This is a genomic window from Paenibacillus sp. FSL H8-0259 (assembly GCF_037963255.1).
In the GTDB taxonomy this organism is placed as follows: Bacteria; Bacillota; Bacilli; order Paenibacillales; family Paenibacillaceae; genus Paenibacillus_AQ; species Paenibacillus_AQ phytohabitans.
The window spans coordinates 4,583,949-4,596,965 of record NZ_CP150147.1; the positions used below are offsets into that span (position 1 = coordinate 4,583,949).

Consider the following 13,017-nt stretch of genomic DNA (forward strand, 5'->3'; position numbering starts at 1 on the left):
AATATTACATTATTCTACCTCCGCGACAATAACAGCTTCTCCACATATACAACAAGCTGATACATGGCTGTAGCCACCGCGGCGATGATAAGCAGACTGGACATGACGAGCGTGAAATTGAATACCTGAAAGCCATAGATAATCAGATAACCCAGCCCCGATTTGGCTACCAGAAATTCCCCTACAATGACTCCGACCCAGGACATCCCGACATTCACCTTCAGCGTGGAGACCACCGTAGGGAAGGACGCCGGAAGAATCACCTTGTTAAATTCCTGTACTCTGGAAGCGCCGAATGAACGGACAACCTTAACCAGATTCGGGTCCACACTGCAAAAGCTGTTGTACACCACCAGAGTGGTAATAATCACCGTAATGGATAACGTGGTGACCACAATCGCGGTGAACCCTGCGCCGAACATAACAATGAAGATCGGACCCAGCGCCACCTTCGGCATACTGTTGAAGACGACCATATAAGGATCAAGTACGGCAGACAGAAAAGGCGACCACCAGATGATCACAGCCAGCAGCGTCCCAAGCAGGGTTCCGAGAATAAAGCCGACTACTGTCTCTCCTACAGTCATCCCCAGATGCGGCCAAAGACTGCCGCTGACCATGTCATCCCAAATTTGCCGGAACACTTTCGTCGGGTAGCTGAAGAGCAGTTCATCAATCCAGCCCAGCCTGGCCCCCGCTTCCCAGAGCACAAAGAACAGGATCAGGATACTGCTTCTTACGATCAGAACCTGAGTCTTGCGGCGCAGCTTCTTCTTCCTGTAGTCCGCATGCATTTGTTCCAGCCAAAGTGCACGGGAGGCCGCCACTTCTGCGGGCAATTCCGTCTTCACACGCCTTCCCTCCCTGCCAGCTCCATTTCCTTCCACACTTCATGAAAAAGCTCCGCGAATCCGGGCAAGTCCCGCGCATACAGAGGCGGGGTACTGCGGATGGCTTCCGGAACCTGAAAAATCCTGCGGATCCTTCCCGGATTCCGCTGGAGCAGAATGACCCTGCTGCTGACGGCGATTGCCTCAGACAGGTCGTGAGTAACCAGAATAGCCGTTGTTCCCCGGCGCATCAGCGTCTCCGAGACCAGATCCTCCAGCTGTAGCTTAATCTGGTAATCCAGCGCGGAGAACGGTTCATCCAGCAGCAGCAGGCCGGGATCTGTCGCCAGCGTCCGCACCAGAGCGACGCGCTGGCGCATTCCGCCCGAGAGCTGAGCCGGAAAGGCAAGCTCCTTGCCCGCAAGCCCCATATCGGCCAGCAGCTGCAGGGTTTTGCTGCGCGACTCTTCATCCAGCCTTCCGGTCAGCTCCAGGCCAAGCAGTGCATTATCCTGGATGCTCCTCCAGGGAAACAGGTAATCCTGCTGCAGCATATAGCCTACTTCAGGAGACGGCCCAACCGCAGAGCGTCCGCTGAGCAGAACTTCGCCCCGCGAGGGCCGCAGCAGCCCGGCAATGATCGACAGCAGCGTCGTCTTGCCGCAGCCGCTGGGCCCGACGAGGCTGACGAACTCACCCTGGCCCACGCTGAGATTGAAATCCTCGATCGCAAGCGAAGCCTCGCGGTCTCCCAGATAGGCGTGCGTGATTTCCTTCAACTCCACTACTGGAAGCATATCAGCCCTCCTAAAAGTTTGTGAGCATTACTTCTCACGATTCTGCATCGAACAAACTAGCTTCGTAAGCATCAACTTAGTTTTGCGTAAAAATCACATCTTCGATTCTTCTCTGCAGCAAAACTAGCTTCGGAAGCATCACAACCCTACTTAATGCTGCTCTCCGCTTTTTCAGCAAAAGTGTTATCCACAATCTTACCTGAAGGGACACGTTCCTTCAGCTCACCGGCGTTGTCGATCACATCAAGCAGATTGTTCCATTCCTTATCATCAATAACCGGGTTTACCGCATAAGTGTCCTGTTCTTTATAGCGGCTGATGGCGGAGACGACAATATTACGGTCCGTTTTATCAAAATAAGGCATAACCGCATCAGCGATTTCTTCCGCGCTATGATCCTTCACCCACAATTGTGCACGCTGGATGGCATTGGTGAATTTCTGCACTGTGTCTTTGTTTTTGCTGATGTAGCTTTCCTTGGACATGAACACGGTATACGGGAGATAACCGCTCTCTACGCCAAATGAAGCGACAACCTGGCCCCTTCCTTCACTCTCGAAGATCGATGCCTGCGGTTCAAACAGCTGTACGTAATCCCCTGTCCCGGAAGCAAAGGCGCCGGCAATATTGGCAAAATCAATATTCTGAATCAGCGTCAGATCCCTGGCGGTATCAATCCCCTTGTTCAGGAGGGTAAATGCGCCAGCCATTTGCGGCATGCCGCCTTGCCTTTGCCCCAGGAAAGTGGACCCTTTAACTTTGTCCCATGTGAAAGCACTGTCCGGTGTACGTGCGAATAAGAATGTTCCATCCCGCTGCGTAAGCTGGGCAAAATTGATCACAGGATCATCCGCCCCCTGCTGATACACATAAATCGAAGTTTCCGAACCGACCAGCGCTACATCTATAGCACCGGAGAGCAGCGCCGTCATCGTTTTATCCCCGCCCGGTATGGTCTGCAGCTCGACATCCAGCCCTTCCTCCTTGAAGAAATTCTGGGACAACGCCACATACTCCGGCGCATAGAACACGGAGCGGGTAACCTCACCGATCTTCACCTTCACTACAGCCGAATCACCGCCACACCCGGCGAGTACTGTGAAACACGTGACAATCATCAGGAGCGACAATGACAGTTTTTTCTTGAGATTCATCTTCATTCTCCTTTCTTCCGGGTCTTTCGCCCTTGCTCTATGCATATGCGGTTGCCCGCCGAAAGGTTAAAGACCTGTATTGCTATCGTTTGCACAAAAAATATGCGTTATATAAAGCGATTTGTATATATTTTCGGCAGATCTTTCGGACAGGGATTAAGCCAATACTCATATCAGGCAATAAAACAGACTAAATCAAAGCATTTAAGCGATAAATTTTGATTTCTTTGTTCAAGAACGCTCCCATGGATATATATCACAATATTCAGCTTGTGCAAACGTTTTACCAATAGAGGAGTTTCCAATAAGATGTAACAATAAAGCGCTTACGAAATTACATATTTTAATGAAGAAAAATATCCTGAATGCCTGAAAGGAGTTTTAATTCTATGTCTCGTTCTTCATCAGTTATTCCAACAACCCGTATGCTGCATGCCTTAGCAATCACTGGCCTGGCTGCGGTGCTGCTGGCCGGTTGCAGCAGCACTGAGCGCACAGGCGGAAATCACGCTGCCGGTGTCTCATCGTCACAACCTTCCTCTCCCGTTCACAGTACAGAACCGCAATCAGGGGCAGGGATACAGAACAACAGCGCTGTGCAACCTGCCGCTAATCCGAATGCAGCTGTAGACGAGCAGCCTTCCACCGTATTTTATGAAATATTCGTCCGCTCCTTCTACGATTCAGACGGGGATGGTATTGGTGATCTGCAGGGGATCACGGAGAAACTGGATTATTTGAATGACGGCGACCCGGGGACCCATGAGGATCTGGGTGTAGGAGGAATATGGCTGATGCCGGTTAACCCTTCGCCCAGCTATCACGGGTATGATGTAACCGATTACCGGAGTATTAACCCTGACTATGGAACACTCGAAGATATGCAGACACTGATCAAGGAGGCACATAAACGGGGCATCAAGGTAATTATGGATTTGGTAGTGAACCATACATCCAAGGCTCATCCCTGGTTTGTGGATTCAGCCAGGAATCCAGGCAGCCCATACCGCAGCTGGTATATCTGGGCCGAAGATCAGAAGCGCCCGGTCAGTGGAAGCAGTGCTGCCGGCAGTCCGTGGCATGCTCTGCGGGGAAGCCATTATATAGGGACTTTCTGGGAGGGAATGCCGGATCTGAACTTCGATAATCCTGAGGTCCGCCGGGAAATGAAGAGCATCGGTACCTATTGGCTGGAACAAGGCGTCGACGGGTTCCGTCTGGATGCTGCAAAGCATATTTATGAGGATCTTCTTTCGGACAAAAGTACGGCGACAACAGCCAAGAATGTAGCCTGGTGGCAGGAATTCCGCACAGCCATGAACGAGGTGAATCCGCAGGCTTATATCGTGGGTGAGGTCTGGGAGAATTCCGCTGTATCCGTAGGGGCCTATCTAGATCAGGCCTTCAATTCCGGATTTAACTTCGGGCTTGCTGAAACGCTGGTCCATTCGGCTCAAACGGAGAAGGACAGCGGAGCCGCGTTCACCCTGGAACGGACATACAAACTGTATTCTCAAATCTCAGGCGGTGCTTTCACAGATGCGATTTTCCTGACCAATCATGATCAGAACAGGGTCATGAGCCAGCTTGAGAATCAGCCAGATCATGCCGCAATGGCGGCAGCCATGCTGCTGACCCTGCCGGGTAATCCATTTATCTATTATGGGGAAGAGATCGGACTGCTGGGTGTGAAGCCGGATGAAGGCATCCGTGAGCCCATGAAATGGACGCCGGACGGACTGGATACAGGTCAGACTTCGTGGGAGCCGGGCAGCAATAACGCTGCGAATCCCGGGGCCGATGTAGAGAGCCAGCAAAAGCGCAGGGATTCACTGCTGGTGCGCTACCGCGAGCTTATTCAGCTGCGGGAAGAGGTGCCGGCCCTGCGAGACGGGGACATACGTGATTACCCTTCCGGGAACGGGGGAATTATGGCTTATGAACGGATAACCGCCGGACAGCAGGTCCTTGTTATTCATAACTTAACGGGATCGGCACAGACGATGCAGCTTCATAGCGGAACTGGAGGCATTACATACGCTGGTATCCTCCGGTCAGTTGGCGGCAAGGCTGCACTCGGCAGCGGCAGACTCACACTTCCTGCTTACACAACAGTTATTCTGGAGTAAAAATCGGAGTAGAATGCATGACCCACTCATAAAAGGCGCAGCACAGCTCCGCCTTCGTGAGCGGGGCGGCGATCAGATAGTCCCGCGCGGGCTCGGAGCTCATCCGCAGGAGCCAGCCGCCAGAAGCGTTCTCAAAATATGAAGCCTGCTGAAGGCTCCAGCCGCTGCCGGCACGGGAGCATAACCGCAGTTCTCCGGTCATTTCCGGGCCCAACATAACCTTGGCCAGTTCAGTTGAACTGGCCAAATCACCTGTTTCCTCCCCCAGGTACTCAGCCAGCATACACAAACTGCAGGACCCTGCTTGTTGTTTAATCTCCTCATACCTGCTTCTGGACAGGAAGAGTGCCGGAACAGACACCATGCGGGTCTCTGCATATTCAAAGCAATTAAAAAGATAATAACAGGCCCGCTTCATCTCACTTGGCTCCTTCAATTCATAACCGAAGGGGTCCTCTTCCAGTATACCGGTAACAACTATTTTATCTTTATGTATTTGCATGCATACATCCTGCGAAGATTCGCCTTCCATGTACTTCACCCTGCATATTCCAACTGCACCAGAGACGGTCTGCAGAATATCCGCCACCACTTTACGCTCTGTTTCACCGGGGAACAGAAACTGTGCTAAACAGATTACATCTTGAGTTTTCACATCCATATATCCTTCCCTATTCCCATAAATCTGAAATTTATTGTCAATGAGTGGCTTTCAAAAAACGGTAAAACTATAAAACTTGCAATCTTTATGTTATCATAAGCTAATTTTAAGGTAAAATTAAGAAATGCAGGGTAAGATCAATACCATGAAATACTTTTAGCGAGGTGATTTCAAATGAGAATGCTCATCACATTTCAGAACAAGCTTGTACCAGTATATTTCACAACAGAAAACAAACAGCCTACCCAAAAAGTACTTCGACTGCTTAACAGCACACTGGAGCTCAAAATTCAAAAGGGAAAAAACGCCCTGCAGAAATGTTTGAATTCTCTGATCAGTATCGAAATTAAAGGCTCAGAAGCTATATTGCACAGTTATAGTGAAAATGATTCACTGGCTTTATCCCTCTATTAATAGAGGGATATTTTTTTGCCGGAATATATGCATGATACAGCCCCGGAGAACACCATACAAAAAAGCACACGCCTGCAGTCCAGGAATGTGCCCTCTTTATATAATGCGTGTTATCTGTATGATCAGGGTATGCTTTACCTCAGCCAATCCTGAGATTCCGTTTCTCTTCTTTCTCTGCCTTTTGAATCCGCAGCTTGAACAACTTCACCAGGTTGCGCCGGGTATGCTCTTCGTGACAGTTGTCCAATTTCTTAATTATGAAACGGTCAATGGACATGTCAATCGCTCCTTTGGAATGGGATCAGAATCCCGTTGTAGGGAGAGGAAATCATTTCCTTGTCTCCTTGTAACACCTATATAACCGGGTCCCGGATGGCTTAAACCAGCCAATATCACTGCTGCAAACAGCTGCGAAATTAGTCTTACTACATATTGACGGTTCTTCTGCGATTGGATTCCTTCAACAGGAGATATGGTATCTGTGCAAAAAACAGCCTGTTTGTGTCGGCAAAATAAAAATTTTATCCGACGGATATTTACAAACAATTTATTAAATGCTATATTATCTATAGTTAATATTAAATATATATTTAAGGAGAAATCATAATGTCTAATGTCCTGTTTATCAAAGCAAATAACCGCCCAGCCGAGCAATCTGTAAGTGTTCAGCTCTATAATGAGTTCCTGGCGAGCTACAAAGAATCCCATCCGCAGGATGAAGTTACTGAACTGGATTTGTTCGCTGAACAACTTCCTTACTACGATAACACGCTGATCACTGGCGTATACAAAGCAGCACAAGGCTTCGAGGCAACTCCTGAAGAAGCTGCCGGCGCCGCTCTTGTTAAGAAATATCTGGACCAGTTCCTGGCCGCTGACAAAGTGGTATTCGCCTTCCCGCTCTGGAACATGACTGTTCCGGCTGTACTGCACACTTACATCGATTACCTGAACCAGGCCGGCACAACCTTCAAGTATACTGCTGAAGGTCCTGTAGGATTGCTGACAGGCAAAAAAGCAGCTGTACTGAACGCCAGAGGCGGCGTGTACTCCGAAGGCCCTGCTGCAAGTGCTGAAATGGCTGTTAACTTCATCATGGGTAACCTGAACTTCTGGGGCTTCAAGGAAACTACACAAGTTATCGTTGAAGGACACAACCAGAACCCGCAGAAATCCGCTGAAATTATCGCTACCGGTCTGCAACTGGCAAAAACTGCAGCTGCATCGTTCTAATCCGCCAGCGTTAAAAGTCCGGTTTCACCTTTAGAGCTCTGCACTTTTATCAGGCATCTGCTATAACATCAACCGGACTTTTATTTATATATAGCTCCGCCGGTGCATCCTCCGGGACACCCGCCGGACCCTACAGGAAGAGGCCCTGCAGCTGATACGTCAGCTGCAGGGCCTCTTTTTGTGCTCTGCGGAGAGGTTAATACTCTTCCAATACCCGCTGCCAGCTGTTGCTTTTGGCACGCGGAGGTGTGCTTTTGGAGGAGGCAGCTACGGTTTTGCGCTTCTGCTTCACTTCCTTGCTGTTCTGGAACTGCAGTTCCTTCTGCGTCTTGCGGTAATTGAGCAGCCGTTTCTCATCCAGTACACCGCTTGCTACTGCCTCAAGCACCGCGCAGCCTTCCTCCCGAACATGGCTGCAATCACTGAAGCGGCAATCTGCCGCGAGCGAGCTGATGTCACCGAAGGCCAGATCCAGGCCTCCCTCATCTTCCCACAGCTGCAGCTCACGCATCCCCGGCGTATCGACAATGATGCCGCCGTCCGGCAGGACAAACAGCTCACGGTGTGTAGTCGTATGCCGCCCGCGGCTGTCCCCTTCCCGGATATCCTGGGTTAGCTGCAGATTCTGTCCGCTGAGCCAGTTGACCATCGTTGATTTGCCGCAGCCGGAGGAACCGGTCAGGGCTACGGTCTGACCGCGGCCGATATAAGGCAGCAGCTCCTCCCTCCCATCGCCGAGCAGCGCACTGACCGCATGTACAGCTACCCCGGGAGCCGCCTGCTGCATCTCGGCAATTTTCTCCGCCGCATCGGCACAGAGATCTGCCTTGGTCAGCAGAATCACCGGATTCGCCCCGCTGTTCCAGGCCATAATCAGATACCGCTCCATCCGCCGCACATTGAAATCATCGTTCAAGGCGCTGACCAGGAACAGGGTATCGACGTTGGAGGCAACGATTTGTTCCTCTTGCGTCACCCCTGCCACCTTGCGCGAAATTACGCTGCGGCGGGGCAAGACGCCATGAATCACGGCATGCTCCCCGCCGTCCTGCATGGCCAGAGCCACCCAGTCGCCAACCGCCGGATAATCACCGGACCCTGTCAAGGTATGTCTGAGCTTGCCGGATAACACTCCCCAGATCTCGCCCGTGCTTGCGATGACCCGGTACTTGCTGCCGAAATCACCGACAATCCGGCCCGGCTCAAGTACCCTGACCTCGAGCTGCTGCAGCTTCTCTGTCCACTTATTTTTCCATTCTTCATTCCAGCCATACTGTTCGATATTCATTCAATTCCTCCTGGTTTGTTGTTGTTTATGCTGAATATAAGAGTTAACTTAAAGCTCATTCGTCACTGCGGAGAAGATTTGGGCTTCCGGCCGCTGTTGTCCCCAGATTTCTTGATTTAAACCGCTGTTAGCGGTAGAAATCCGGTGACAAAGGCGGACGCTATCGCTCCTACAGCTCCAAATTTCCCCTCCGATCCTTTGTACTTTGTGTTTTATCTTTTATCCAGCTTGTTTGCTTTGCTTACCCTCTTAATCATTCACGTGTATTTCCGGGAGTTTGTACCCCTTCCAATTCTTTTAGCACAGCAGCATCATTGACAGCATGCAACATATAACGGCTGCTGTTTCAACAAAAAAACCGCCGGAACCCAAAGGTTCCGGCGGCGGAATCCAAACCAAAAGCTGAAGCACTCCCCTCGTACAAAGAGAGTTGCCTCAGGTTTCTGTGCGTGCCGCAGACCAGGATATATTCAAGCGCATGAATATACATCTGGCTATGCACGCAAAAAAGCCGCCGGAACCGATACGGTTCCCGGCGGCTCTAAAAGGCATGTTAGAGCTTACCTGCTAAGCTGGGAATCTTATTCCACAGCCGCTGTTCCCGGAAGACACGTATCCACAACAGTTGCAACTGATCCTGATAACACGGTATAAACTGTCATTTGACATCGTCTCCTTCCGAACTAATATGCTGTTATGATAAACGCGCTGCCAGCTGTTTGTCAACAGGCTCTCTTGAATTTTTTAACAAAATCTAATTAAATAATGCCTTCTAGCTCATTCAGCTCATGAATGGTGGCAATCGGCTGCACGTTCAGCGAGTCATCCCAGGCATGGTTACGCTTCAGCCAGATGGTATCCATTCCGGCCCGGACTGCCCCCCAGATATCATTCACCGGATGGTCCCCTATGAACAGGGTCCGGTCTGCCGTTGAACCCAGACGTTCCAAGGCCAGCCGGTAGATCTGCGGGTCCGGTTTGCTGATTCCTACTTCACCAGAAATTACGATAGTACGGAAGTAGGGGCGCAGGCCGAGCAGATCAATTTTGCCATATTGAATATCCCTGCTGCCATTCGTTACAAGTCCCAGCGGATAGCGGCCTTGGCAATATTCCAGTGTCGCCACAGCATGCTTCATGATTGCCCCGTGGTGAATATAGGTTTCGTCGTAGTATTTCCGGATGTCCTCTGCCGACCGCTCTGTCTGCCAAGGGAGAATTTCGCTTAGTTCTGCAAAGAAGCCATCCTTATCACGGTAGCCGTCGGCATCTCTGATAATCATATCTTCAACCACCCGGCCGGCTTCATCCTCATTCAGGTGTCCGAGGAAATCCTGTACAAATTTCATACTGAAGCTGCGGAAGGTCTGATCACGGTCCATCAGCGTATTGTCGAGGTCAAACAGTAAGGCTTGTACTTCCTTCATTCTTTCGTTCCCCTTATTTCATCAATTTCAATGATCCCACATCAGAAATTCATTGTACTATGCACCGGGGAACAAAGAAAAGACCATTCTGTTAAGAAGAACAACCGCTTCTTCCACAGGATGGCCTCTATTTTCAGATCAGGTCCGGGACACTTAAGGTTCAAAATGCTCTGCGCGATGCGTAAGCATCATTTCCTCTTCCGTAATGTAAAGCGGGAACGGCGGCGTTTCCTTGAGATAACGTTCCGTGGAGAGCAGCCGGTAATGAACTTCTGGCAGCCAGGCATCTTCAAGCAGCGGGAGCTTGCCCGTGTCACTGATATAGTTGTCTACAGCCGACTGCACCATGTCGAGATAATACGGTACCAGCTTGTCAGCTTCCTCAAAGATTTCAAAGGTTTCGCGGGACATATAGAACTTCTGTTGCGGGACCCCGCCCAAATATCGTTTAAGCCGGTTTAGATCAATACTTTTATCGTCCATAATCAGAGCAGTGCGGTTAATCGGCGCAGGCATATCTTCTTCAAATTGCCTAACAGCCTGCTTGATCTGCGGCAAGGTAACGGTGAGATGAACAGACGGCATATTTTTTTTGGCGCGTTTGAATATCATACTGAAAGTCTCCTTTCGAAGTTTATGTCAGATAACGCTTACAATTCCATTTTATTCGTTATTCAAACATTTAATCAGCAGATTCGAACTTGTCACACAAAATCCCCATTTATTAGATCATTATTTGACATTTTCCCAGTGAGTCCACAACTCCGGCGGATTCAGCTCATACTTCTCATTCTCCCGGTACATGAATTGATGCATAATGAACTCCCGGCGGATCGTCGCATAATCCTCGTGAAACGGCTTGATGAATTCATTGATCTCTTTTTCCGAATAGACTACACCCGGCTCCAGCTTCTCCACCATATACTGCAGGGCGATCAGCTTCTTCTTATACTGTGCGGGAATCTGCCGCAGGCGTCCGTCCTTGGCAAAAAAATTACGCAGCACCGATTCCTTCAGGCTGCTCTCCGGCGACTCTTCCTCCATCTCTTCCACCCCCTTGGCAAAAATAAATTTCAGCGAGGCCTCTGAGCCTGCCTGAATAAACTCAGGATTCAGCTTGAAATATACGGTATTCTTGTCTCTGCGCTCCATGATCAGCGCAGCTTCACGCAGTTTGGCGGCATGATGGGTAACAGTGGGCTGTGACAGGTTCAGCTTCTCGGCCAGCGCATGCCCGTGAACCTCGCCTTTGGACAAAAGCAGCAGAATCCGCAGCCGGGTCGGATCGGACAACGCTTTATGGTAAGCAACAATTTTATCTAACTGCATCGGAACACACTCCTATAGACATTTGAACATTCATAAACTCTGTTGTATGAAAATACATACCTTATCTGCTGCATTGCGTTTAGATATATATCTAATTATATACCTTTTTCAACGTTTGAGCAATGCTCTTGTTACTGGAAACACCGGGGAATGGCAAAAATCTAAAATATAAGGTACCATTTACTGAAAAGAATACTTACCCGAAAGGATGCAGCTATTATGAAAGACGTAATTATTATCGGTGCGGGTCCCTGCGGACTGTCTGCAGCTATAGAATGCCAGCGCCAGGGGCTCTCCAGCCTGATCATTGAAAAGAATTTTATTGTCCATTCTATCTACCTGTATCCGACGAATATGCAGTTCTTCAGTACAACCCCGCTGCTTGAAATCGGAGATGTGCCCTTCACCTCCCCGAACGACAAGCCATACCGCCATGAAGCCCTGGTCTATTACCGCCGCGCTGCCGCGCAGTATGGCCTCGACATCGCCGCCTATGAGGAGGCACTGTCCGTTCTGCCGCAGGAGGATGGCAGCTTCATCGTACATACACGCAACAAGCGCGGAGAAGAGCAGCACCATAGCGCCGCGAATGTAGTCATTTCAACCGGTTATTTCGACCAGCCGAATATGATCGGGATTCCCGGGGAAGAGCTATCCAAAGTAACCCATTATTTCGGTGAAGCCCATCCGTATTCCGGCATGAAGGTTGCCGTCATCGGGGGAAGCAACTCGGCGGTTGATGCCGCTCTGGAGCTCATCCGGGTCGGTGCCAAGGTGGATATGGTCTACCGTGGAAGCAGTATTTCGGAGAATATTAAGCCATGGGTGCGTCCGATTTTTGAGAGCATGGTCCAGAAAGGGAACATTACTCTTCATCTGGAGTCATGGGTAACGGAAATCACCCCGTCTTCTGCAGTGGTCACGGCAGGCAGCGGGGAGACCCGCATCCTTGATAATGACTTCGTCCTTGCCATGACCGGCTTCCGTCCGAGCAGAACCCTGTTATCCTCAGCAGGTGTGCTGATGGATGAGTCCCTCGATAAACCTGCCTTCAATCCTTCTACGATGGAGAGCAATATTCCCGGTATCTATGTCGCAGGCGTTATCGCGTCCGGACGGAACGCCAATGAGGTATTCATCGAGAGCGGTCGGGGACACGGCAAACTGATTGCCGATCATATTATGAGCAAAAGGCTTTCTTAGAGAAGGAGTGCTTCTAAGCTATGGATATGACCTCGTTACTGCTGCTGGGTCTGGCCGCACTGGGGGTTATCAGCAGCAATTCTCCGGTCACGATTGCCATGGTCGTTCTGCTGCTGATCCGGGTGCTGGGCCTGCAGCAGGCTTTTCCCTGGCTGGAGAAATACGGGCTTACCGTTGGCATCATCATCCTCACCATCGGAGTGATGACACCGCTGGCCAGCGGTAAAATCTCGCTGCAGACGATCGGGCAATCGTTCCTGCACTGGAAATCGCTGGCCGCAATCGGAATCGGGATTCTCGTTGCCTATCTCGGCGGACGCGGCGCGGTGCTTATGGGCAGCCAGCCGACCATTGTGGCCGGACTGCTGATTGGAACCGTCATCGGCGTCGCTTTGTTCAAAGGCGTTCCGGTTGGTCCGCTGATAGCGGCCGGCATCCTGTCGCTGCTGATTGGACGGATCTGAACCCCGCCGCAAAGATGAAACAGGCTGCATCTTCACCTAATCGGGTGAGTATGCAGCCTGTTTGTTGTCCTGCCTAATAAGTTGACGC

14 protein-coding genes are annotated in these 13,017 nt (G+C 50.4%); 5 read left to right on the top strand and 9 right to left on the bottom strand.

Going from position 1 to position 13,017, the window contains the following annotated elements:
• Window positions 1–14: 14 nt before the first annotated feature.
• The 3 genes from NSU01_RS19395 to NSU01_RS19405 all read right to left on the bottom strand — a co-directional run bounded on the left by NSU01_RS19395 (window position 15) and on the right by NSU01_RS19405 (window position 2,781).
• The gene (locus NSU01_RS19395; protein ID WP_076243175.1) at window positions 15–794 is read right to left on the bottom strand and encodes an ABC transporter permease; all 780 of its coding nucleotides are present in this window, start codon (window positions 792–794) and stop codon (window positions 15–17) included.
• Window positions 795–847: 53 nt separating this feature from the next.
• Window positions 848–1,627 carry an ABC transporter ATP-binding protein gene (locus tag NSU01_RS19400; RefSeq protein ID WP_076242990.1) on the bottom strand — a complete coding sequence of 260 codons (780 nt, stop codon included), beginning with the start codon at window positions 1,625–1,627 and terminating at the stop codon, window positions 848–850.
• 146 nt (window positions 1,628–1,773) lie between these two features.
• Window positions 1,774–2,781 (bottom strand): ABC transporter substrate-binding protein, encoded by a 1,008-nt coding sequence (locus tag NSU01_RS19405; RefSeq protein ID WP_042137922.1) that lies wholly within the window; start codon window positions 2,779–2,781, stop codon window positions 1,774–1,776.
• 389 nt (window positions 2,782–3,170) lie between these two features.
• Here NSU01_RS19405 and NSU01_RS19410 point away from each other — a divergent pair, with 389 nt between their 5' ends.
• Entirely contained in the window at window positions 3,171–4,910 is a 1,740-nt protein-coding gene (locus NSU01_RS19410; RefSeq protein WP_076242989.1) for an alpha-amylase family glycosyl hydrolase, read from the top strand.
• On the opposite strand, the gene NSU01_RS19415 is transcribed toward NSU01_RS19410, so the two are convergent.
• Window positions 4,897–5,565, bottom strand: coding sequence for a hypothetical protein (locus NSU01_RS19415; RefSeq protein WP_144026005.1), 669 nt, complete (start codon window positions 5,563–5,565; stop codon window positions 4,897–4,899). The genes NSU01_RS19410 and NSU01_RS19415 overlap by 14 nt on opposite strands.
• A 180-nt stretch (window positions 5,566–5,745) precedes the next feature.
• Between NSU01_RS19415 and NSU01_RS19420 the strand changes: the two genes are divergently transcribed.
• The gene (locus NSU01_RS19420) at window positions 5,746–5,985 is read left to right on the top strand and encodes a hypothetical protein (protein ID WP_039310083.1); all 240 of its coding nucleotides are present in this window, start codon (window positions 5,746–5,748) and stop codon (window positions 5,983–5,985) included.
• Between the two features lie 139 nt (window positions 5,986–6,124).
• Here NSU01_RS19420 and NSU01_RS19425 read toward each other — a convergent pair whose 3' ends face one another.
• Complete coding sequence (locus tag NSU01_RS19425) at window positions 6,125–6,262, bottom strand: hypothetical protein (protein WP_171715981.1); 138 nt, start codon at window positions 6,260–6,262, stop codon at window positions 6,125–6,127.
• Between the two features lie 329 nt (window positions 6,263–6,591).
• On the opposite strand from NSU01_RS19425, the gene NSU01_RS19430 reads away from it, so the two are divergent.
• Window positions 6,592–7,218, top strand: coding sequence for an FMN-dependent NADH-azoreductase (locus tag NSU01_RS19430; protein WP_039310081.1), 627 nt, complete (start codon window positions 6,592–6,594; stop codon window positions 7,216–7,218).
• 196 nt (window positions 7,219–7,414) lie between these two features.
• On the opposite strand, the gene rsgA is transcribed toward NSU01_RS19430, so the two are convergent.
• From rsgA to NSU01_RS19450, 4 genes are all read right to left on the bottom strand, one after another.
• Complete coding sequence (gene rsgA / locus NSU01_RS19435; protein ID WP_076242988.1) at window positions 7,415–8,506, bottom strand: ribosome small subunit-dependent GTPase A; 1,092 nt, start codon at window positions 8,504–8,506, stop codon at window positions 7,415–7,417.
• Window positions 8,507–9,264: 758 nt separating this feature from the next.
• Window positions 9,265–9,933, bottom strand: a complete 669-nt coding sequence (locus NSU01_RS19440; RefSeq protein ID WP_076242987.1) for an HAD family hydrolase — start codon at window positions 9,931–9,933, stop codon at window positions 9,265–9,267.
• Window positions 9,934–10,086: 153 nt separating this feature from the next.
• Window positions 10,087–10,545: a DUF3939 domain-containing protein gene (locus NSU01_RS19445; protein WP_076242986.1), complete on the bottom strand. Its 459-nt coding sequence runs from the start codon at window positions 10,543–10,545 to the stop codon at window positions 10,087–10,089.
• A 120-nt stretch (window positions 10,546–10,665) separates the two neighbouring features.
• Complete coding sequence (locus tag NSU01_RS19450) at window positions 10,666–11,262, bottom strand: metalloregulator ArsR/SmtB family transcription factor (protein ID WP_039304641.1); 597 nt, start codon at window positions 11,260–11,262, stop codon at window positions 10,666–10,668.
• A 219-nt stretch (window positions 11,263–11,481) separates the two neighbouring features.
• Between NSU01_RS19450 and NSU01_RS19455 the strand changes: the two genes are divergently transcribed.
• Window positions 11,482–12,465, top strand: a complete 984-nt coding sequence (locus NSU01_RS19455) for a YpdA family putative bacillithiol disulfide reductase (RefSeq protein WP_076242985.1) — start codon at window positions 11,482–11,484, stop codon at window positions 12,463–12,465.
• 20 nt (window positions 12,466–12,485) lie between these two features.
• The gene (locus NSU01_RS19460) at window positions 12,486–12,929 is read left to right on the top strand and encodes a DUF441 domain-containing protein (protein ID WP_076242984.1); all 444 of its coding nucleotides are present in this window, start codon (window positions 12,486–12,488) and stop codon (window positions 12,927–12,929) included.
• The last annotated feature ends 88 nt before the right edge of the window (window positions 12,930–13,017 follow it).